At 67.1% G+C, this 22,172-nt stretch carries 17 protein-coding genes; 16 read left to right on the top strand and 1 reads right to left on the bottom strand.

Annotated features, from left to right (window positions below):
- Nucleotides 1–24: 24 nt before the first annotated feature.
- On the bottom strand, nt 25–939 hold the full coding sequence (locus U5817_RS16070; protein ID WP_407278034.1) for a LysR substrate-binding domain-containing protein: 915 nt from the start codon (nt 937–939) through the stop codon (nt 25–27).
- Between the two features lie 131 nt (nt 940–1,070).
- Between U5817_RS16070 and gcvH the strand changes: the two genes are divergently transcribed.
- The 16 genes from gcvH to U5817_RS15990 all read left to right on the top strand — a co-directional run bounded on the left by gcvH (nt 1,071) and on the right by U5817_RS15990 (nt 22,047).
- The gene (gene gcvH / locus U5817_RS16065; RefSeq protein ID WP_169126878.1) at nt 1,071–1,439 is read left to right on the top strand and encodes a glycine cleavage system protein GcvH; all 369 of its coding nucleotides are present in this window, start codon (nt 1,071–1,073) and stop codon (nt 1,437–1,439) included.
- Nucleotides 1,440–1,469: 30 nt separating this feature from the next.
- Complete coding sequence (gene gcvP / locus U5817_RS16060) at nt 1,470–4,352, top strand: aminomethyl-transferring glycine dehydrogenase (protein WP_407278033.1); 2,883 nt, start codon at nt 1,470–1,472, stop codon at nt 4,350–4,352.
- A 13-nt stretch (nt 4,353–4,365) separates the two neighbouring features.
- Nucleotides 4,366–4,893 (top strand): glycine cleavage system protein R, encoded by a 528-nt coding sequence (locus U5817_RS16055; protein ID WP_169126874.1) that lies wholly within the window; start codon nt 4,366–4,368, stop codon nt 4,891–4,893.
- 219 nt (nt 4,894–5,112) lie between these two features.
- On the top strand, nt 5,113–6,513 hold the full coding sequence (locus tag U5817_RS16050) for an alanine/glycine:cation symporter family protein (RefSeq protein ID WP_407278032.1): 1,401 nt from the start codon (nt 5,113–5,115) through the stop codon (nt 6,511–6,513).
- A gap of 35 nt (nt 6,514–6,548) precedes the next feature.
- Nucleotides 6,549–7,802, top strand: coding sequence for a serine hydroxymethyltransferase (glyA, locus tag U5817_RS16045; protein ID WP_407278031.1), 1,254 nt, complete (start codon nt 6,549–6,551; stop codon nt 7,800–7,802).
- 89 nt (nt 7,803–7,891) lie between these two features.
- Complete coding sequence (locus U5817_RS16040; RefSeq protein WP_407278030.1) at nt 7,892–9,319, top strand: amino acid permease; 1,428 nt, start codon at nt 7,892–7,894, stop codon at nt 9,317–9,319.
- A gap of 6 nt (nt 9,320–9,325) precedes the next feature.
- Nucleotides 9,326–10,705, top strand: a complete 1,380-nt coding sequence (locus tag U5817_RS16035; RefSeq protein WP_407278029.1) for an L-serine ammonia-lyase — start codon at nt 9,326–9,328, stop codon at nt 10,703–10,705.
- 32 nt (nt 10,706–10,737) lie between these two features.
- On the top strand, nt 10,738–11,868 hold the full coding sequence (gene gcvT, locus U5817_RS16030) for a glycine cleavage system aminomethyltransferase GcvT (RefSeq protein ID WP_407278028.1): 1,131 nt from the start codon (nt 10,738–10,740) through the stop codon (nt 11,866–11,868).
- Between the two features lie 150 nt (nt 11,869–12,018).
- Nucleotides 12,019–12,987 (top strand): lipoyl synthase, encoded by a 969-nt coding sequence (gene lipA / locus U5817_RS16025; protein ID WP_407278027.1) that lies wholly within the window; start codon nt 12,019–12,021, stop codon nt 12,985–12,987.
- Between the two features lie 3 nt (nt 12,988–12,990).
- Nucleotides 12,991–13,422 (top strand): dihydroneopterin aldolase, encoded by a 432-nt coding sequence (locus U5817_RS16020; RefSeq protein WP_407278026.1) that lies wholly within the window; start codon nt 12,991–12,993, stop codon nt 13,420–13,422.
- Nucleotides 13,403–14,281 (top strand): formyltetrahydrofolate deformylase, encoded by an 879-nt coding sequence (locus tag U5817_RS16015; RefSeq protein WP_407278025.1) that lies wholly within the window; start codon nt 13,403–13,405, stop codon nt 14,279–14,281. Before U5817_RS16020 ends, U5817_RS16015 begins: the two co-directional genes overlap by 20 nt.
- Before the next feature lie 8 nt (nt 14,282–14,289).
- Entirely contained in the window at nt 14,290–15,405 is a 1,116-nt protein-coding gene (pabB, locus tag U5817_RS16010) for an aminodeoxychorismate synthase component I (protein ID WP_407278024.1), read from the top strand.
- 207 nt (nt 15,406–15,612) lie between these two features.
- Complete coding sequence (locus U5817_RS16005; protein WP_407278023.1) at nt 15,613–19,062, top strand: pyruvate carboxylase; 3,450 nt, start codon at nt 15,613–15,615, stop codon at nt 19,060–19,062.
- A gap of 271 nt (nt 19,063–19,333) precedes the next feature.
- A complete protein-coding gene (locus U5817_RS16000) occupies nt 19,334–20,347 on the top strand; it encodes an NAD(P)-dependent alcohol dehydrogenase (RefSeq protein WP_407278022.1) in 1,014 nt (337 codons plus the stop codon).
- 15 nt (nt 20,348–20,362) lie between these two features.
- Nucleotides 20,363–20,800: a YaiI/YqxD family protein gene (locus U5817_RS15995; RefSeq protein WP_407278021.1), complete on the top strand. Its 438-nt coding sequence runs from the start codon at nt 20,363–20,365 to the stop codon at nt 20,798–20,800.
- A gap of 197 nt (nt 20,801–20,997) precedes the next feature.
- Entirely contained in the window at nt 20,998–22,047 is a 1,050-nt protein-coding gene (locus U5817_RS15990) for an SGNH/GDSL hydrolase family protein (protein WP_407278020.1), read from the top strand.
- The last annotated feature ends 125 nt before the right edge of the window (nt 22,048–22,172 follow it).

Genomic DNA, 22,172 nt, shown 5'->3' with positions numbered 1-22,172 from the left:
GTGGCCGCCCGCCCGCTTGCCGGGTTATTCGCCCGCCAGCTGCGCGCCTGAAGACGGCGCCGTAGCCCCGACCAGCGTGGCATCCGACGAGGCGAAGCTGCTCGTGATGTAGTCGGCGAGGCAGCGCACCGCCTCGGTGACGCTTTCCCGCCGCTCGTACAGCCGTACGTCCAGTTGCCCCATCGCGGGGAAGCCGTCGCGCTCGCCCAGTGCCCGCACGCCTTCGGGCACGGTGCTGCCGGCGAGCAGGGTCACGCCGAGGCCGGCGCGCACCGCGGCGATGATGCCGCTGTAGCTGGAGCTCATATAGGCGATGCGCCACGGCCGCTGCTGGCGACCGAGCATCTGCAGCACGCGGCTGCGGTAGATGCACGGCGGCGGGGCGACGACCAGCGACAGCGGCCGCTGCGTGTGGCGTTCGTGGTCGGGGCTGGTGATCCACACCAGCGATTCGGTGAGCACCTTGGAGCCGCCACGCTCGTCCGGGTCGTCGTGCAGGGCGATGACGAGATCGAATTCGCCTTTCTCCTGCCGGGCAAGCAGGTTCTTGCTGAGGTCGCAGGTGACCTCGAGCATCACGCCCGGGTGCGACTGCGCGAATTTCCCGAGGATCACCGGCAGCAGCGAGGCGGTGTATTCGTGCGGCGCGCCCAGCCGCACGCTGCCCGCCACCTTGGGCCGGCGCAGGCTGCTCACGGCCTCGTCGTTGAGCGCGAGCATGCGCCGCGCGTAACTCACCAGCGTCGTCCCTTCCTCGGTGAGCTTGACGCGGTGCGTGCCACGCACGAACAGCGGTGCGTCCAGCAGCTCTTCCAGGCGCCGGATCTGCAGGCTCACGGCCGACTGCGTGCGTCCGACGATTTCGCCGGCACGGGTGAAGCTGCCCGTTTCGACAGCCTTCACGAAGGTGCGCAGCAGCTCGGTAGGGATGTTTTGCATCGTGCACGGACCATTAATGGTATCAATGATTTCATTTCAACTATCAAATTCGCTCATGTCAACACATTGATACCATGCGCTCCGTAACCTAACTTGAGTTTGTATCAATCAACACGCAACCAGGAGACACCATGAGCACGATCAAATTCACCGAAGACCACGAGTGGCTGAGCGTCGAGGGCGACGTCGCGACGGTTGGCATCACCGACTATGCTCAGAACGCGCTGGGCGACATCGTTTTCGTGCAGCTGCCGGACGTCGGCGCGAGCTTTGCGGCGGGCGATGAAGCCGCGGTCATCGAGTCGGTGAAGGCTGCCGGCGAACTGAAGATGCCGCTGGCCGGCACGATCGTCGAAGTCAACGGCGCACTGGCCGATGCGCCCGCGACCGTCAATGAAGATCCGATGGGTGCAGGCTGGTTCATCCGCGTCCGCCTCGACGATCCGTCCGCGCTTGCCGGGCTGCTCGACCAGGCCGCCTACGACAAGCTGACTGCCTGATCGACCCTCTTCCGGAAAACAGCCCAAGCCATGAACATGAACGACACCCGCTTCCCCGCGACGCTCGACCAGCTCGAGCAGCGCGATGATTTCGTCGGCCGCCACGTCGGCCCGGATGCGACCGAAACGCAGGCGATGCTCGCCGCGCTCGGCCTCGATTCGCTCGACCAGCTCGTCGACAAGGTGATCCCGGCTTCCATCCTGTCGCCCTCGCCCCTCCCTCTCCCCGAGAGCCGGACGGAAGCCGAAGCGCTCGCCATGCTGCGCGAGATCGCGGGGAAGAACCGGGTGTTCCGTTCCTTCATCGGCACGGGCTATTACGACACCTACACGCCGGGTGTCGTGCTGCGCAACGTCCTCGAGAACCCCGCCTGGTACACCGCCTACACGCCGTACCAGCCGGAGATCTCGCAGGGCCGTCTGGAAGCGCTGCTGAACTTCCAGACCATGATCACCGACCTGACGGGAATGGAGATCGCAAACGCCTCGCTGCTCGACGAAGCGACCGCCGCGGCCGAGGCGATGACCTTCTGCCAGCGCCTGTCGAAGAACCCGGCCAAGGCCTTCTTCGTTTCGAGCGACTGCCACCCGCAGACCATCGAGGTGGTGCGCACCCGCGCCGAGCCGCTGGGCTTCGAGGTCATCGTCGGCAATCCGGCGACCGATCTCGACAAGCATGAATTCTTCGGCGTGCTGCTGCAGTACCCGGCGAGCACCGGCGAAGTCGTCGACTACGCCGGCATCGTCGCCGCCGCCCACGCCAAGAAGGCGCTGGTCGTCGTCGCCGCCGACCTGCTCGCGCTGACGCTGCTGAAGTCGCCCGGTGAGCTAGGCGCGGACGTCGCGATCGGCACGACGCAGCGCTTCGGTATCCCGCTGGGCTTCGGCGGCCCGCACGCCGCGTATTTCGCGACCCTCGACGCGCACAAGCGCGTGATGCCGGGCCGCGTCGTCGGCGTGTCGATCGACAGCCACGGCAAGAAGGCCTACCGCCTCGCGATGCAGACGCGCGAACAGCACATCCGCCGCGAGAAGGCCACCTCCAACATCTGCACGGCGCAGGTGCTCCTGGCGGTGATGGCGAGCCTTTACGCCTGCTACCACGGTCCGAAGGGCCTGACCACGATCGCCCGTCGCGTGCATCGCCTGACCGCCACGCTGGCGGCCGGCCTGCGTCGCGTCGGTGCCGAAGTGGTGACCAACGCCTTCTTCGACACCATCGCCGTTCGTGTCGCCGACGCCGCTGCCGTGCATGCCGCCGCGCGTGCCAAGCAGATGAACCTGCGCGAAATCGACGCCACGACCGTCGGCATCTCGCTCGACGAGACCTCCACCCGCGCCGACGTCGAGGCGCTGTGGGCGGTGTTCGCCAACGGTGCCGCTGTTCCCTCGTTCGCCGACGTCGAGAACCTCGCGCCGGAGGCCCTGCCGGCCGGCCAGCTGCGCACCTCGGCCTTCCTGACGCACCCGGTGTTCAGCGCCTACCAGTCAGAGACCAAGATGCTGCGTTACCTGCGCGGGCTGGCGGACAAGGACCTGGCGCTCGACCGCACGATGATCCCGCTGGGCTCGTGCACGATGAAGCTGAACGCGACCACCGAGATGATCCCGGTCACCTGGCGCGAGTTCGGTGGCGTGCATCCCTTCGCTCCCACGGACCAGACGCAGGGCTACGCGCAGCTCACCGCCGAGCTGGAGCAGATGCTGTGCGCCTGCACCGGCTACGACGCCGTGTCGCTGCAGCCGAACGCCGGCTCGCAGGGCGAATACGCGGGCCTGCTGGCGATCCGTGCCTACCACGCGAGCCGCGGGGAAGGCCACCGCGACGTGTGCCTGATCCCGAGCTCCGCTCACGGCACCAACCCCGCGACGGCCAACATGGCCGGCATGCGCGTGGTCGTCGTGGCCTGCGACGAGAACGGCAACGTCGACGTCGCCGACCTCAAGGCCAAGGCCGAGCAGCACAGCGACAAGCTCGCCGCGATCATGATCACCTACCCCTCGACGCACGGCGTGTTCGAGACGGCGGTGCGCGAGATCACCGAGATCGTGCATGCCCACGGCGGCCAGGTGTACATCGACGGCGCCAACATGAACGCCATGGTCGGCCTGTGCGGCCCGGGCAAGTTCGGCGGCGACGTGTCGCACCTGAACCTGCACAAGACCTTCTGCATCCCGCACGGCGGCGGCGGACCGGGCGTCGGCCCGATCGGCGTGAAGTCGCACCTCGCGCCCTTCCTGCCGGGCCATGCGTCGGGCGGCCTGAAGGGCATCGGCGCGGTCTCGGCTGCACCCTACGGCAGCGCCAGCATCCTGCCGATCACCTGGACCTACATCACGCTGATGGGCGCCGAAGGCCTGCGCAACGCGACGGTGATGGCAATCCTCAACGCCAACTACATCGCCAAGCGCCTGGATCCGCATTACCCGGTGCTGTACCGCGGCGAAAACGGCATGGTCGCGCACGAATGCATCATCGACCTGCGCCCGCTCAAGGACAGCACCGGCGTGACCGTCGATGACGTCGCCAAGCGCCTGATCGACTTCGGCTTCCACGCGCCGACGATGTCCTTCCCGGTGCCGGGCACGCTGATGATCGAGCCGACCGAGAGCGAGTCCAAGGAAGAGCTCGACCGCTTCTGCGACGCGATGATCGCGATCCGCGAGGAAATCGCCAAGGTCGGCAGCGGCGAATTCGACGCCAAGGACAACCCGCTGGTCAACGCGCCGCACACCGCGGAAGCGATCGCCGGGGAGTGGAGCCATCCGTACAGCCGCGAACAGGCCGTCTATCCGCTCGCCAGCCTGCGTGCGAACAAGTACTGGTCGCCGGTGGGCCGGGTGGACAACGTGTATGGCGACCGCAACCTCGTGTGCGCCTGCCCGCCGATGTCCGACTACGAACAGGCCTGAGGAGAGAGCTGACATGAACGCATCCCTTGTTGTCACCCTGATCGGCGCTGATCGTCCCGGTCTCGTCAACGCGCTGGCCGAGTGCGCCGCCGACTGCGGCGCGAACTGGCTGGAGAGCAGCATGGCGCAGCTCGCCGGCAAGTTTGCGGGCATCGTGCGGCTGGAAATTGCCGAAGCCGATGCCGGCAAGCTCGAGGCAGCGTTGGGCGAGCTCGAAGTGGAAGGCCTGCGCCTGACGATCGAGCGCGGCGTCGCGGCCTCCGCTCCCGCGCTGCGCGTCACGAAGCTGACGCTGGTCGGCCACGACCGCCCCGGCATCGTGCGCGAGATCTCGGCCGCGCTGGCGCGCCACGGCGCCAGCATCAGCAAGCTGGAAACCGCGTGCGAGAACGCCTCCTTCAGCGGCGAACCGCTGTTCCGCGCCAGCATCGAGGTGCAGGTGCCGGCATCCGTCGAGCCCGCAAGCCTGAAGGCGGAGCTGGAAACGCTGGCGAACGAGCTGATGGTGGACCTCAACCTGGAGGGCGAGGCTGCCAACTGACGCAGTACCGCCCGCCGACCTAGACGGCAGTTCCAATTCCCCGTTCGCCCTGAGCTTGTCGCAGGGCTCCGGCAGGGCCTCTTGAGGCCCCGCCCGGGGAGGATTTCGCCGCAATTTCGCGAGGCGGGCGCATCCACCGGGGCCGGGCATCAAAAGGAGCGGGAAAATCCGCCGTGTCCGGTCTCCGATCAAAACTAGAAGTATGACGGAGACAACCTCATGCAGTTCCTGAACCAGTTCTTCACCGCCCTGAACGACCTCGTCTGGGGCGTCCCCATGATCGTCCTGATCCTGGGTACCGGTCTGTATCTGCAGCTTCGACTCGGCTTCATGCCGATCTTCAAGATTCCCTACGGCTTCCGAATGATCTGGCGGAGCCGCACGCCCGGCGCCAAGGCCGAAGGCGAAATTTCCCCGTTCGCCGCGCTGATGACGGCGCTTTCGGCCACCGTCGGCACCGGCAACATCGCCGGTGTCGCCTCGGCGATCGCGATCGGCGGCCCCGGCGCCCTGTTCTGGATGTGGATGACGGCGCTCGTCGGCATGGCCACCAAGTACAGCGAAGTCGTGCTCGCGGTGAAGTACCGCGAGGTGGACGACAAGGGCGAGCACGCCGGCGGCCCGATGTACGCGATCAAGAACGGCCTGGCGAAGCACTGGCACTGGCTGGGCACCGCCTTCGCGATCTTCGGCGGCCTCGCGGGCTTCGGTATCGGCAACATGGTCCAGGCCAACGGCATCGCCAGCGCGGTGCACAACGCCTTCGGCGTGGAAACCTGGATCACCGGCGTGGTGCTGGTCGTGCTCACCGGCGCGGTCGTGCTGGGCGGCATCAAGCGAATCGGCGCCGTGGCCGAATGGCTGGTGCCCTTCATGTGCATCGCCTACATCGGCTGCGTCGCGGTGATCCTGTTCGTCTTTGCCGACCGCATCCCCGATGCCTTGGCGACCATCTTCAGGCAAGCCTTCAGCCCCACCGCGGCCACCGGCGGCTTCGTCGGCGCGAGCGTGATGCTGGCGATCCAGAAGGGTGTGGCGCGCGGCATCTTCTCGAACGAGGCGGGCCTCGGCACCGCCGGCATCGCGCAGGCCGCCGGCGCCACCAGCAACCCCGTGTTCTCGGGCCTGATCGGCATGATGGGCACCTTCATCGACACCATCATCGTGTGCACGATGACCGGCCTGGCGATCATGGTCAGCGGCGTGTGGGATTCGGGTGCGACCGGCGCGGTGCTGAGCTCGGCGGCCTTCGAGGCGGCGATGCCCGGCGTCGGCAAGTACCTGCTCGCGGCATCGCTCGCGGTGTTCGCTTTCACCACCATCCTCGGCTGGGCCTACTACGGCGAGAAGTGCTGGGAATTCCTGCTCGGCACGGCGTCCGAGAAGCCCTTCCGCATCCTGTGGACCGTCGCAGTGTATTTCGGCGCGGTGCTGAGCCTCGATTTCGCCTGGCTGGTGGCGGACACGCTGAACGCGCTGATGGCCATCCCCAACCTGATTTCCCTGCTGCTGCTGTCGCCGGTGATCGTCAAGCTGACGCGCGAGTATTTCGCCGAACAGCGCGGTGAGGCGCAGCAATCCGAAAACCCGTCAGTGTCCGCGGCGCGGGCGACGCACTGACATCCCAGTCCGACAACCCAATCCGGAGTACCTAGATGTTCGACAAGCAAATGCAGATCGCCGGCTTCGACCCTGACCTGTGGGGGGCCATCGAGTCCGAGCGTCACCGCCAGGAAGATCACATCGAGCTGATCGCGTCCGAGAACTATGCCAGCCCGCGCGTGATGCAGGCGCAAGGCACGGTGCTCACCAACAAGTACGCGGAAGGCTATCCGGGCAAGCGCTACTACGGCGGCTGCGAGCATGTCGACGTCGTCGAACAGCTTGCCATCGACCGCGCCAAGCAGCTGTTCGGCGCGGATTGGGTGAACGTGCAGCCGCACTCCGGCTCGCAGGCCAACGCCGCAGTGTATTTCGCGCTGCTGCAGCCGGGCGACACCATCCTCGGCATGAGCCTCGCGCACGGCGGCCACCTCACGCACGGCGCGAAGGTGAACTTCTCCGGCAAGGTGTTCAACGCCGTGCAGTACGGCGTCACCGACGACGGCGTGATCGACTATGACGCGCTCGAGGCGCTCGCCGTCGAGTGCAAGCCGAAGATGATCGTCGCCGGCTTCTCGGCCTATGCCCGCCACCTCGACTTCCCGCGCTTCCGCGCGATCGCGGACAAGGTCGGCGCGCTGCTGTTCGTCGACATGGCGCACGTCGCCGGCCTCGTCGCCGCGGGCCTGTACCCCAGCCCGGTGCCCTTCGCCGACATCGTCACCAGCACCACCCACAAGACCCTGCGCGGCCCGCGCGGCGGCATCATCCTCGGCCGCGCCAATGCGGACATCGAGAAGAAGATCGCCTCGATGGTTTTCCCCGGCACCCAGGGCGGCCCGCTGATGCACGTGATCGCGGCCAAGGCCGTCGCCTTCAAGGAAGCGCTGGATCCCTCCTTCAAGGAATACCAGAAGCAGGTGCTCGCCAATGCGCGCGCGATGGCCGGGGTGTTCGTCGAGCGCGGCTACAAGATCGTGTCGGGCGGCACCGACGACCACCTCTTCCTGGTCGACCTGATCGCCAAGGGCATCACCGGCAAGGCTGCCGACGCGGCGCTCGGCGCGGCCCACATCACGGTGAACAAGAACACCGTGCCCAACGATCCGCAGTCGCCTTTCGTCACCAGCGGCATCCGCATCGGTACCCCGGCGGCGACCACCCGCGGCTTCGGCATCGCCGAGGTCACGGAGCTGGCCGGCTGGATCTGCGACGTCCTCGACGACGTCGAGAACCCGGAGGTCATCGAGGCCGTGCGCACGAAGGTGTCCGCGCTGTGCGCCCGCTTCCCGGTCTACGGCAAGTAATCGGCAAATAAAAAAAGCAGTACGCGGCGCCTGCGGGCGCCGCCTTCCAACGCCAGAGAGAGACCGTTGAATCAACCGAGGAAGGAAGGATGACACGTATCAGCGATATGCTCGACGAAGAGCAGAAACATGAAAGCAAGGACCTCGAACGAGGGCTCCAGGACAGGCACATCCAGCTCATTGCCATCGGCGGAGCGATCGGCGTGGGCCTGTTCCTCGGCTCGGCGAAGGCGATCAGCAAGGCGGGCCCCGCGCTGCTGGTGACCTACGCCTTCGCAGGACTGGCGGTGTTCTTCATCATGCGCGCGCTGGGCGAACTGCTCATTCACCGACCGGTTGCCGGCTCGTTCGCGACGTATGCCGAAGAGTACGTGAGCCCCTGGGCGGGCTTCGTCACCGGCTGGACCTACTGGTTCACCTGGGTCGTCACCGGCATGGCGGAACTGACCGCCGTCGGCGTCTACTTCCACTACTGGTTCCCGGACATCCCGCAGTGGATCCCGGCGCTCGGCACGCTGGTCGTGCTGTACGGCGCCAACCTGATCGCCGTGAAGGTGTTCGGCGAGATGGAATTCTGGTTCGCGCTGATCAAGGTGCTGACGATCGTCGCGATGCTGGTCATCGGCCTCGTCATCATCATCTTCGGCGTGGGTGATCTCGGCAAGACCGCGAGCTTCTCCAACCTGTGGTCGCACGGCGGCTTCGCGCCGATGGGCATGGTGGGGGTGGTGCTGACCCTGCAGATCGCGTGCTTCGCCTACACCGGTGTCGAGCTGATCGGCGTCACGGCGGGCGAGGCGCAGAACCCCGAGAAGGTGCTGCCGCACGCGACCAACAGCGTGACCTGGCGGATCCTGATCTTCTACATCGGCGCGCTGATCGTGCTGATGTCGCTGGTGCCGTGGAACGAACTCAACCCGAACATGAGCCCGTTCGTGACCGTGTTCGAGAAGATCGGCATCCCGGCCGCGGCGGGCATCATCAACTTCGTGGTCATCACCGCGGCGGCCTCGTCGTGCAACAGCGGCATCTTCAGTACCGGCCGCATGCTCTACACGCTCGCGCAGTTCAAGCAGGCCCCGGCCCCGCTCGGCAAGGTGAACAAGAGCCACGTTCCGGCCACCGCGATCACGTTGTCCGCTCTGTTCATGCTGGTCGGCGTCGCGCTGAACTATGTCGTGCCCGAGGAAGCCTTCGTCTATGTCACCAGCGTCGCCACCGTCGGCGCCGTGTGGACCTGGGGCATCATCGTGTGGTCGCACCTGAAGTACCGCCAGGCGGTGAAGCAGGGGCTCGCCACCGCGGTGTTCTTCCGCATGCCCGGCGCACCGTTCGCCAACTGGTTCGTGCTCGCCTTCCTGGCGCTGGTGGTCGTGTTCCTGGCAATGGACGCCGGCACCCGCGTGGCGCTGTTCGTCGCTCCGGTCTGGTTCGCTCTCCTGACCGCGGGCTATCTGCTCTCCAAATCGCGTGCCGCCCGTGACAACGGCGCGCTCGCATCCGAAACTTCGAGGTAATCCGTCATGGCCATCAGCGTTTTCGACCTGTTCAAGATCGGCATCGGGCCGTCGTCCTCCCACACCGTGGGGCCGATGCGCGCGGCGCAGGTCTTTGCGACCGGCCTCAAGGAGTCCGGCCTGCTCGCGCGGGTCGGAAGCGTGAAGGCCGAACTGTTCGGTTCCCTGGGCGCGACCGGCAAGGGGCACGGCAGCGACAAGGCCGTGCTCCTCGGTCTCGAGGGCGAGGCGCCGGATCTGGTCGATACGGATCTGGTCGAGGGCAAGCTCGCCCGCATCCGCGGCGAGCAGCGCCTGCATCTCGCCGGCGAGCACCCGATCCCGTTCGTCGAGCGCGAGCATCTGGTGATGCACCGGCGCCAGTCGCTGCCCTATCACCCCAACGGGATGCGTATCGCGGCCTTCGACGCGGCCGGCGAAACGCTTGTGAGCAAGGTGTATTACTCGGTCGGCGGCGGCTTCGTCGTCGATGAGAGCGCCGCGGGCGCCGACCGCATCGTCGAGGACACCACGCCGCTCGCGCATCCCTTCCATAGCGGCGACGAACTGCTCGCGCAGTGCCGCGAGAAGAATCTCTCGATCAGCCAGCTGATGCTGGAAAACGAGCGCGCCTGGCGCACCGACGCGGAAACGCGCGCCGGCCTGCTGCGCATCTGGGACGTGATGCAACTGTGCGTGCGCCGCGGCTGCGAGAAGGAAGGCATCATGCCGGGCGGCCTGCAGGTGAAGCGCCGCGCCGCGGAGATGTTCCGCAAGCTCTCCAGCACGCCCGAGGCGAGCATTCGCGACCCGCTCACGACGATGGACTGGGTGAACCTGTACGCGCTCGCCGTCAATGAGGAAAACGCCACCGGCGGTCGCGTCGTCACGGCCCCGACCAACGGCGCCGCCGGCATCGTGCCCGCGGTGATGCACTACTACAGCCGCTTCATTCCCGGCGCGAGCGAGGAGGGCATCATCCGCTTCCTGCTCACGGCTGCGGCGATCGGTATCCTCTATAAAGAAAACGCTTCGATCTCCGGCGCCGAGGTCGGCTGCCAGGGCGAGGTCGGCGTCGCCTGCTCGATGGCGGCCGGTGCGCTCGCCGAAGTGCTGGGCGGAACGCCCGAGCAGGTGGAAAATGCCGCCGAGATCGGAATGGAGCACAACCTGGGCCTGACCTGCGACCCCGTCGGCGGTCTGGTCCAGGTGCCCTGCATCGAGCGCAACGCAATGGCCTCGATCAAGGCGATCAACGCCGCACGCATGGCGCTGCGTGGCGACGGCAAACATTTCGTCTCGCTCGACAAGGTCATCAAGACCATGCGCGAGACCGGCGCCGACATGAAGTTGAAGTACAAGGAAACCGCCCGCGGCGGCCTCGCCGTGAACGTCATCGAATGCTGATGACCCCCTGACACTCAGACAAAGGAAACATGATGAGCGACAACCATTCCGACGCACCGCTGCTGCGCACCCCGCTGTACGACCTGCACGTGTCCCTCGGCGCCAAGATGGTGCCTTTCGCCGGTTACGAAATGCCCGTGCAGTACCCCGCGGGCATCATCAGGGAGCACACCCACACCCGCACCCAGGCCGGCCTGTTCGACGTGTCGCACATGGGCCAGGTCTTCCTCGTCGGCCCCGATGCCGCCGCGGCCCTTGAAACCCTGGTGCCGGTCGACATCATCGACCTGCCGCAGGGCATGCAGCGTTACGCGCTGTTCACCAACGAGACCGGCGGCGTCATGGACGACCTGATGGTCGCGAACTTCGGCGACCGCCTGTTCGTCGTGGTCAACGCCGCGTGCAAGGCGCAGGACATCGCGCACATGCAGAAGCACCTGTCCGGCCGCTGCAAGGTCGAAGTGCTCGACGACCGCGCGCTGCTGGCGCTCCAAGGCCCGGCCGCCGCGACCGTGCTGTCGCGCCTCGCGCCCGAAGTCGGCAAGATGGTGTTCATGAACAGCATCACCGTCGATCTGCTGGGCGTGCCGTGCTACGTCAGCCGTTCCGGCTACACCGGTGAAGACGGCTACGAGATCTCGGTGCCCGCCGACAAGGCCGAAGCCCTGGCGCGCGAGCTGCTGAGCCACCCCGAAGTGGCCCCGATCGGCCTCGGCGCGCGCGATTCGCTGCGCCTCGAAGCCGGCCTGTGCCTGTACGGCCACGACCTCGACGTGAACACCTCGCCGGTCGAGAGCAGCCTGCTGTGGGCGTTGTCCAAGCCCCGCCGTGCCGACGGCGCGCGTGCCGGCGGCTATCCCGGCGCCGACGTGATCCTCGGCCACATCGCCAACGGCGTGTCGCGCAAGCGCGTCGGCCTGCGTCCGAATGCCCGCGTGCCGGTGCGTGAAGGCGCGGAGATCGTCGACGCGGACGGCCGCAAGGTCGGCATCGTCACCAGCGGCGGCTTCGGCCCGACGCTGGAAGCGCCGGTCGCGATGGGCTACGTCGAAACCGCGTTGGCCAAGGTCGGCACCCAGCTCTCCGCGATCGTCCGCGGCAAGCCGGTCCCGATCGAAGTCGCCAGCACCCCCTTCGTGCCGCAGCGCTACTACCGCGGCTGATGTAAAGGGCGATCCGGCTCTCGATCGCACCAATCAATCCAGCTGTCCGCGCCGAGCCGGTCGATGTCCCGCGAGGGGCTTCGACGGGCTTGCTGCGGGCGAAATATTGGATCGCGATCCCGAGAGCCGGGTCGCCCGCCGGAGTCCCCCATGCAGAACGCAAGCACCCCCACACCCCAGACCGGAATCAAGCTGCGCGGCGCCGACAAGACCGCGCGCATCCCGGTCAAGATCGTCCCGATCACGCCCGCCGAGCAGCTGCGCAAGCCTGAATGGATCCGCGCAGCCTTCCGCGGCACCAAGAGCGTGCGCCAGCTCACCGGCACGCTGCGTGAAAACCGCCTGCACACCGTGTGCGAGGAAGCCAACTGCCCGAACCTGGGCGAGTGCTTCAACCACGGCACGGCGACCTTCATGATCATGGGGGCGATCTGCACGCGGCGCTGCCCGTTCTGCGACGTGGGCCACGGCCGTCCGCTGCCGCTGGACGCCGACGAACCGAAGAACCTCGCCGAGACCGTCGTGGGGATGCGCCTGAAGTACGTCGTGATCACCTCGGTGGACCGCGACGACCTGCGCGACGGCGGGGCGCAGCATTTCGCCGACTGCATCCGCGAAGTGCGTGCCGCCAACCCCGGCATCACCGTCGAAGTGCTGACCCCGGACTTCCGCGGCCGCGTCGAGCTCGCGCTCGACCTGCTCACGGCAGAGCCGCCCGACGTCTTCAACCACAACATCGAGACCGTGCCGCGCCTGTACCGCGAAGTGCGTCCCGGTGCCGATTACGAACACTCGCTCGATCTCCTCGCGGCCTTCAAGGCGCGCCGCCCCGAGGTCGCGACCAAGTCCGGCCTGATGCTGGGCGTGGGCGAAACGCGGGAAGAGATCGAGGCGACGCTGGCCGACCTGCGTGCGCACAAGGTCGACATGGTCACGATCGGCCAGTATCTGCAGCCCAGCCTGCACCACCTGCCGGTGCGCCGCTACGTGACGCCGGCCGAGTTCGATGAGTTGCGCGTCGTCGGCGAGAAGATGGGCTTTCGCCACGTCGCCTCGGGCCCGATGGTGCGCTCGTCCTACCACGCCGACCTGCAGGCGCGCGGCGTGATCGGAGGCTGAACGATGAACGGGATCTGGAGCGTCAAGATCGAACGGCTGGAAACCCGCCTGGCGGTGGGCGTCTACGAGGACGAGCAAGAACCGCAGCCGATGTGGGTGTCCGTGACCCTGACCGGCCTCGCGCCGGCGGTGCCGGATGGCCTCGGCGACTGCCTCGACTACGAGCCGCTGTGCCGCTGGCTCGCGAGCGAATGGCCGCGCACCGCGCACACCGGGCTGCTCGAGACGCGCGTGAACGAGGTCTTCGACTTCGCGTTCGGCCTCGATCCGCGCGTGCAGGAGGTGTCGGTCGGCCTCTACAAGCAGCGCGTCAGCCGCTATGCCGCCGCAATCGGAATCGAACGCACCACCAACCGCGGCGAACACACCCGCGCGATGCAGAACGCAAGCGCACGCAACTGCGAGGCAAGCGAAAATGTCGCAAGCATCGAATGAATCCGCGCGCTTCGCGCTGACCTTCGCGTCCGCGGGAGAGCGCGGCCAGACCGCAGCCGTCACCGCGCTGCTGGAAAAGCACGGCGCCTACATCGAGGAATTCACGGTCTTCGACGACGTCCTCAGCGGACGTTTCTACCTGCGCACCGCGTTCCGTCTCGTCGGCGCGACGCCGGCCGCGGTCGAGGCGCTGCGCGGCGAGTATGGCGAATTGCGCAAACGCTTCCGCGATCCCGAGGGCGCGATCCACGACCTGCAGCGCCCGATGCGTGTGCTGCTGATGGTGTCCAAGGCCGACCACTGCCTGCGCGACCTGCTCGACCAGTGGCGCCGCGGCGAACTACCGATGGAGATCGTCGGCGTGGCGTCGAACCACCCCACGCTCGGGCCGATCGCCACCGCCGAAGGGCTGCCCTTCCACCACCTGCCGATCACGCCGGACACCAAGCCGCAGCAGGAAGCGGCGCTGAGCGCGCTGATCGAATCGAGCGGCGCGGAACTGGTCGTGCTCGCGCGCTACATGCAGGTGCTGTCGGAGGACATGTGCGAACGCCTCGCCGGGCGCGTCATCAACATCCACCATTCCTTCCTGCCCGGCTTCAAGGGGGCGCGTCCGTACGAGCAGGCGCATGCACGCGGGGTCAAGCTGATCGGCGCGACGGCACATTTCGCGACCTCGGATTTGGACGAAGGCCCGATCATCGAACAGGCCGTCGAGCGTGTCGACCACGCCTACACGCCCGACCAGCTCCTGAGCACCGGCCGCCACGTCGAATGCCTGGCCCTTGGCCGCGCCTTGCGCTACGTGCTCGAGCATCGCGTGTTCATCAACGGCCTGCGGACCGTGGTCCTGCGCTGAGCGCGAAGATGAGGCTGCGCTTCGACTTCCCGGCGGATGCCATCGGCGCCACGCCGCTGCACTTCACGGCCCCGCGCGAGCAACTCGTTGCGCGCCAGCCGCAGGACGTGCGCGCGGTGCTCGAACGGGCCGACGCACTGGCACGCGCCGGCGCGTGGGTCGCGGGCTTCGTGTGCTACGAGGCGGGCGCCGCCTTCGACCCCGCCTTCCGCTTTCGCCAGCGTCCTGCCTTGCCGCTGGCCTGGTTCGGGGTGTTCGACGGACCGGCGGAAACGATCGAGCCACCGCGTGCGGCGGCGCGTTGCGACGGCTGGCAGCCGGGCGTGGAGCGTGACCGCTACGACGCGGACATCGGCCGCATCCTCGACCACATCCGCGCAGGTGACGTGTACCAGATCAACCACACGATCCGCCTGCACGGCCGCTTCGACGGCGACCATCGCGCGCTCTACGAGCACCTGCGTGCGGGTCAGCCGACGGGCTACTGCGCGCTGCTCGATCTCGGGCGCCACCGCATCCTGTCCTTGTCGCCGGAGCTCTTCTTCCGCCGCGACGGCGAACGCCTGGTCTCGAAGCCGATGAAGGGTACGCTCGCGCGCGGCGCAACCCCGCAGCAGGATGCCGAGCACGCCGAGGTCCTGGCGGCTTCGGAGAAGAATCGCGCCGAGAACCTGATGATCGTGGATCTGATCCGCAACGACATGTCGCGGGTCGCGCGACCGCACAGCGTCAGCGTGCCGCACCTGTTTTCCGTCGAGGCCTATCCGACGGTGTTCCAGATGACCTCGACGGTGGCGGCCGAGCTGCGCCCGGACGCGGATCTCGCGGACATCTTCGCCGCGCTCTTCCCCTGCGGCTCGATCACCGGTGCGCCGAAGATCAAGGCGATGGAAATCATCGCCGGGCTCGAGGCCGAAGCGCGCGGCATCTATTGCGGTGCGATCGGCGTGCTGAAACCGGGCGGGGACGCCATCTTCAACGTCGCGATCCGCACGCTGGCGCTCGACGGCCTCACCGGCCGCGCGGAATACGGCGTCGGCGGCGGCATCACGGCCGATTCGGTCGCGCATGATGAATACGAGGAGATGCGCGCCAAGGCCCGCATCCTGCGTTGTGCCGCATGAACGGGGCCGCGTCAGGCAGGGCCGGTCGGAACAATATTCCGCCGCAGGCTGAATACCGCAAGAACATGTCGCATACCGAACATCGAAGTAGGGGCATACGGCTTTAAATTCCCGAAGGGTCGCGGCCATGACGACGGCCGTGTTCGGCATCGGACTAACTCGTCAGTAACCACAATCAGCTAGAAGCCAGAAAAGCAGGGCAGCCACATGAAACCGATCAAGAGCATCCTCGTCGCCAACCGTGGCGAAATCGCGATCCGCGTGTTCCGCGCCGCGAGCGAACTGGGTATCCGCACGGTGGCGATCTACGCCAACGAGGACCGCTTCGCGCTGCACCGCTTCAAGGCCGACGAGTCCTACCTCGTGGGCAACGGCCAGAAGCCGATCGCCGCCTACCTCGACATCGCCGACATCATCCGCGTCGCCAAGGACGCCGAGGTCGACGCGATCCACCCCGGCTACGGCTTCCTGTCCGAGAACCCCGAATTCGCCGAAGCCTGCGCCGCCGCCGGCATCGCCTTCATCGGCCCGCAGCCGCAGGTGATGCGCGATCTGGGCAACAAGGTCGCCGCGCGCAACCTCGCGATCGCCGCCGGCGTGCCGGTCGTGCCCGCCACCGGCGCGCTGCCGCGCGAGCTCGACGAGATCAAGCGCCTCGCGCGCGAAGTCGGCTACCCCCTGATGCTCAAGGCCAGCTGGGGCGGCGGCGGGCGCGGCATGCGCGCGATCGAGAACGAGGAGGAGCTCCCCGGCCTGCTCGACGTCGCCCGCCGCGAGGCGCTCGCCGCCTTCGGCAACGACGAGGTGTACCTGGAAAAACTCGTCCGCCGCGCCCGCCACGTCGAAGTGCAGGTGCTGGGCGACACCCACGGCAACCTCGTGCACCTCTTCGAGCGCGATTGCTCGGTGCAGCGGCGTAACCAGAAGGTCGTCGAACGTGCCCCCGCCCCCTACCTGGATGACGCGCGCCGCACCGAACTGTGCGACGCCGCGCTGAAACTGTGCCGTGCCGCGCACTACACCCACGCCGGCACCGTCGAATTCCTGATGGACGCCGACACCGGCGCCTTCTACTTCATCGAAGTGAACCCCCGGATTCAGGTCGAACACACCGTCACCGAACAGGTCACCGGCGTCGACATCGTCAAGGCCCAGATCCGCGTCACCGAAGGCGCCCGCATCGGCGGCGAAGACGCCTACCTCCCCGCGCAAGCGGCCATCCGCCTCAACGGCCACGCGCTGCAGTGCCGCGTCACCACCGAAGACCCGGAGAACAGCTTCACCCCCGACTACGGCCGCATCACCGCCTACCGCAGCGCCGCCGGCTTCGGCCTGCGCCTCGACGGCGGCACCGCCTATACCGGCGCCGTGATCACCCCGTTCTACGACTCGCTGCTGGTGAAAGTCACCGCCTGGGGCCACAGCCCGGACGAGGCGATTGCCCGCATGGACCGCGGCCTGCGCGAATTCCGCATCCGCGGCGTGTCCTCGAACCTGCAGTTCCTCGAGAACGTCATCGCGCATCCGCTCTTCCGCTCCGGCGAATGCACCACGCGCTTCATCGACACCACGCCCGAGCTCTTCCGCTTCCAGAAGCGCCAGGACCGCGCGACCAAGCTGCTGAAGTTCCTCGGCGAAGTCAGCGTCAACGGCAACCCCGAGATGGCCGGCCGGCAGGCGCCCAAGCTCCCGCTCGCCAAGCCCATCAAGCCGCAGGTCGACCTCGCCGCCGCGCCGCCCGCCGGCACGCGCGACCGCCTCAAGGAACTCGGCCCGCAGCGCTTCGCCGAGTGGATGAAGAACGAACGCCGCGTGCTCCTCACCGACACCACGATGCGCGACGCCCACCAGTCGCTCTTCGCCACCCGCATGCGCACGCGCGACATGCTGGAAATCGCGCCGCACTACGCGCGCCTCGTGCCCGAGCTCTTCTCGCTCGAATGCTGGGGTGGGGCGACCTTCGACGTCGCGCTGCGCTTCTTGAAAGAGGACCCGTGGGAGCGCCTCGCGCGTCTGCGAGCCGCGGTGCCCAACGTGCTGTTCCAGATGCTGCTGCGCGCCTCGAACGCCGTCGGCTACACCAACTACTCCGACAACGTCGTGCGCTACTTCGTGCAGCAGGCGGCGAAGGAGGGCGTGGATGTGTTCCGCGTGTTCGATTCGCTCAACTGGATCGACAACATGCGCGTCGCGATGGACGCCGTGAATGAAGCCGGCGCCCTGTGCGAAGGCACGATCTGCTACACGGGCGACCTCTTCGACACGAGCCGTCCGAAGTACAACCTGCAGTACTACGTGGATCTCGCCAAGCAGTTGGAGAAGGCCGGCGCCCACATCCTCGGCATCAAGGACATGGCGGGCGTGTGCAAGCCGCGCGCCGCCAAGGCCCTCGTGAAGGCGCTGAAGGAAGAGGTGGGCCTGCCGATCCACTTCCACACCCACGACACCTCGGGCATCGCCGCAGCGAGCGTGCTCGCCGCGATCGAGGCGGGCGTGGATGCGGTCGACGGCGCGATGGACGCGATGAGCGGCCTCACGTCACAACCGAACCTCGGCTCCATCGCCGCGGCCCTCGCCGGCTCCGAGCGCGACACCGGCCTCGACCTGGAGGCGATGCAGTCGCTGTCGCACTACTGGGAGGGCGTGCGCCGCGCCTATGCGCCCTTCGAGGCCGACATCCGCTGCGGCACCTCCGACGTCTACAAGCACGAGATGCCAGGCGGCCAATACACGAACCTGCGCGAACAGGCCCGCGCGATGGGCATCGACCACCGCTGGCCCGAAGTCTCGCAGGCCTACGCCGACGTGAACCAGCTCTTCGGCGACATCGTGAAAGTCACGCCCACGTCGAAAGTCGTCGGCGACATGGCGCTCTTCATGGTCGCCAACGATCTGACGCCCGAGGAAGTGCGCGACCCCGCCAAGGAGATCGCCTTCCCCGAGTCGGTGATCTCGCTCTTCAAGGGCGAACTGGGCTTCCCGCCCGACGGCTTCCCCAAGGAGCTGGAACGCAAGGTCCTCAAGGGCGCCGAGCCCCTCAAGGGCCGCGCCGGCGACTTCCTGCCCGCGGTCGACCTCGACGCCGCGCGTGCCGAAGCCCAGGCCGCCACCGGCCGCCAGATCTCCGACACCGATCTCGCCTCGTGGCTGATGTACCCCAAGGTCTTCAAGGACTACGCCGCGCACCACGCGCGCTTCGGCGACGTGTCGCTGCTGCCGACGCCGGTGTTCTTCTACGGACTCAAGGACCGCGAGGAGATCAGCGTCGACATCGAGAAGGGCAAGAGCCTGATCGTGCGCCAGACCGGTAGCAGCGACACGCCGGACGAGGAGGGACGCGTGAAGGTCTTCTTCGAGCTCAACGGCCAGCCGCGCCTGCAGCGCATCCCCAAGGCGGGCGCCGCGCCGACCGGACGGCGCCATCCGAAGATGGACGAAGCCAACCCCAACCACATCGGTGCGCCGATGCCCGGCGCGGTCGTGACGGTGGCGGTGCATGTCGGGCAGAAGATCGCCAAGGGCACGCCGCTCGTCTCGATCGAAGCGATGAAGATGGAAACGGCGCTCACTGCCGACCGCGACGGCGTGGTGAAGGCCGTGTTCGTGAAGCCCGGCGACAAGGTCGCCGCGAAGGATCTGCTGGTCGAGCTGCAATAGTCGCCGGCACACAGTGTTCTCCCCCTTCTCTCCAGAGGGGTTTTGCAGGTCCGGGTTATGGTGCCCGGACTTTTTTTTGCGCGTCCGCGGCGTATGTGATCGTGCTGCCGCCGATGATGGCCCCGTCTCGTGGGGCGGGAGCAGCGCAGCGTATCCCGCCGTGCGGCGCTCGAGCACGTCCAGTCGCCTGGAGCGGCGCTGCGATGCCGGCGAACGGCCGCACATGGATTAGTATCCCCACACTGCCATCACCACGTTGCGAGGAGTTCGGATGAGAGTCTTCCAGGTCGAAAACGCGTGGTCAGACGACAACCTGCGCATCGGCGAGCGCCCCGACCCCGTCGCCGGGCCGGGTGAGGTGCGGCTCAGGATGCTCGCTTCCGCGCTCAACTATCGTGACCTGCTCGTGCCGCGGCGTGGCTACGGATCCCGCATGCAAGCGCTGCCGCTGATCATGCTCAGCGATGGCGTCGGACGCATCGATCAGGTCGGTAGCGGCGTTGACGCGTTCCACATCGGCGACCGTGTCTGCCCGCTGTTCTTCTCGACCTGGCCCGGGGGCGAGCCGAGCTCGGAGCACATGGCGCGCAGCCTCGGCTGCGAAAGCGACGGCACCATGGCCGAATACATGGTCGTCCCGGCCGCCACGGTTGCCCACGTCCCCGCGCACCTCGACGACACCGAGGCCGCCACCCTGCCCACCGCCGCGGTGACCGCATGGCGAGCGCTGGTCACGGAAGGGCGCGTGAAGGCCGGTGACACGGTCCTGGTGCAGGGCACCGGCGGTGTGTCGCTGTTCGCACTGCAGTTCGCCAGGCTGCTCGGTGCGCGGGTCATCTGCACCTCGTCCAGCGACGAGAAGCTCGAACGTGTCCGTGAAATGGGCGCCGACGTCACCATCAACTACCGCTCGACCCCCGAGTGGGGCCGCATCGCGCGCGATGCCGCGGGCAACGGCGGCGTCGACCACGTCATCGAAGTCGGCGGGCAGGGCACGCTCGCGCAATCGCTGCGCGCAGTCCGGCCTGGGGGCACGCTCAGCCTGATCGGCGTGCTCGGCGGCGGCGCCATGGACGCGCCGCTCGGCCTCGTCGTCACCCGCCACGTCCGCCTGCAGGGCATCACCGTCGGCAACCGCGAGGACTTCCTCGCCATGTCGCGCGCGATTGCACACAGCGGCATGCGCCCCGTCGTCGACCGCAGCTTCCCGTTCGAGGAGCTGCGCGAAGCGATGCAATACCTCGCCAGCGGCCGGCATTTCGGCAAGATCTGCATCCGGCACTGACAACAGGACATTTTCATGCACATCTGGGTCGACGCCGACGCCTGCCCCGGCGTCATCAAGGAAATCCTCTTTCGCGCCACCGAGCGCACCAAACGTCCGCTCACCCTGGTTGCCAACCAGTATCTGCGCGTTCCGGCATCACCGCTGATCCGGATGATCCAGGTCCCGGGCGGCCTGGACGAGGCCGACAAGTACATCGCCGCGCACGTGCAGGCCGGGGATCTGGTCATCACCGCCGACATCCCGCTCGCCGCCGCAATCGTCGAAAAGGACGCCCACGCGCTGTCGCCGCGCGGCGAACTCTACGGCAAGGAAAACATCCGCCAACTGCTCGACATGCGCAACTTCATGGACACCCTGCGCAGCACCGGCGTGGACACCGGCGGGCCGGCGGCATTCAGCGCCGGTGATCGACAGGCGTTCGCGAATCGGCTGGATCGTTTGCTGAGGTAGCGCGAACTGCGCGGGGGCAGCGGTCGTGCCCGGCCGGAAGTTGTCCTGGGCGGCAACATTTCACTTGATAGTCATTTGTCCGACGCTATGCTAAAAGGATCGATCCGCGACCGATCCGCTTCGGCATATTCCGGTTGTGTTCCCCGTCCGATGACGGCTCAATCCGCATGACTTACTGGCTGGCCATAGGTGAAAGAATGAAGAACAAACTGGGTACCTGGACGCGCCTCCTGTCCGCTGCACTGGTCCTGGCTCTGCCGGGAATCGCCAGTGCGCAACTGGATTTCAGCAACATCGTCGTCTTCGGCACGAGCATCTCCGATCCCGGTAACGGGTTTGCGCTACTCACGCATCCTGTGGACGGCCTGGATCTGGATAGCCCGGTTCGTCAAACCACGCCACCGCATTACGAGGGCCTGGACGAAACGCTCGTGCCCAGTGCGCCCTATGCCAAGGGTGGGCATCATCTGAGCAACGGCGCGACGTGGATCGAACAGTACGCCGTCGGGCGTGGGTTTGCCCGCGATGTGGGCCCGGCCTTCCGGGACAAAGGCAAGGCCTCGAACTATGCGGTCGGCGGCGCGCGCGCGGTGGATTTCCCGGGTCGGGTAAACCTGCCGGATCAGGTGCGGGTATTCCTCGAGGACGTCGGGAACAACGCCCCGGCTGACGCCCTGTATGCAATCGAGATTGGCAGCAATGACGTGCGCGATGCCATGGTCGCGTTCGCCGCCACGCTCCAGGATACCAGCGACCCCGCTCAGGCGATGGGAGCCGCGAACACGGTCATCGCGAATGCTCTGGGCAGCATCGCCTCTCATATTGAAACCTTGTACTTTGCCGGCGCCAGGAAATTCCTCGTCGTGAATGTGCCGCGCCTGGATCTGGTGCCGGCCGTCAGCTTCCTGGAGCAGTTCGCTCCGGGCACCGCCGCGCTGGCCTCCGGCCTGACGCAAGCCTTCAACCTGGCCCTGTCGCAGAACGTGCTGGCGCCGCTTGCCGGCCTGCCCGACATTCAGATTGCACGCATGGACATCGCGACACAGATGACGAGCATCGTCACGGCGCCGGGCAGCTTCGGTCTGACAAACGTGACGGATCCCTGCGTCACTCCCAACGTGCCTCCCTATACCTGCCAGCAGCCGGACAAATACTTCTTCTGGGATGGGATCCATCCGACCAAGGCTGTACACGGCATCTTTGCGCAGCAGGCAGCGGGTATACTGGCTCGTTATCCGGCTCCCTGACGCACTGGGGACGCCTCATCCGGAAGCGGCTGGCGTTGCATAGGCGCACCCCAGGTATCGCGTCTTGCTACTCCGGAAGAAGTTCATATCCCGACGGACTGGTCGGGCATTATGATGACTTCTTT

This window comes from Aromatoleum evansii (assembly GCF_045689615.1).
Classification (GTDB): Bacteria; Pseudomonadota; Gammaproteobacteria; order Burkholderiales; family Rhodocyclaceae; genus Aromatoleum; species Aromatoleum evansii.
This window is presented reverse-complemented; position numbering and strand designations above follow the sequence as displayed.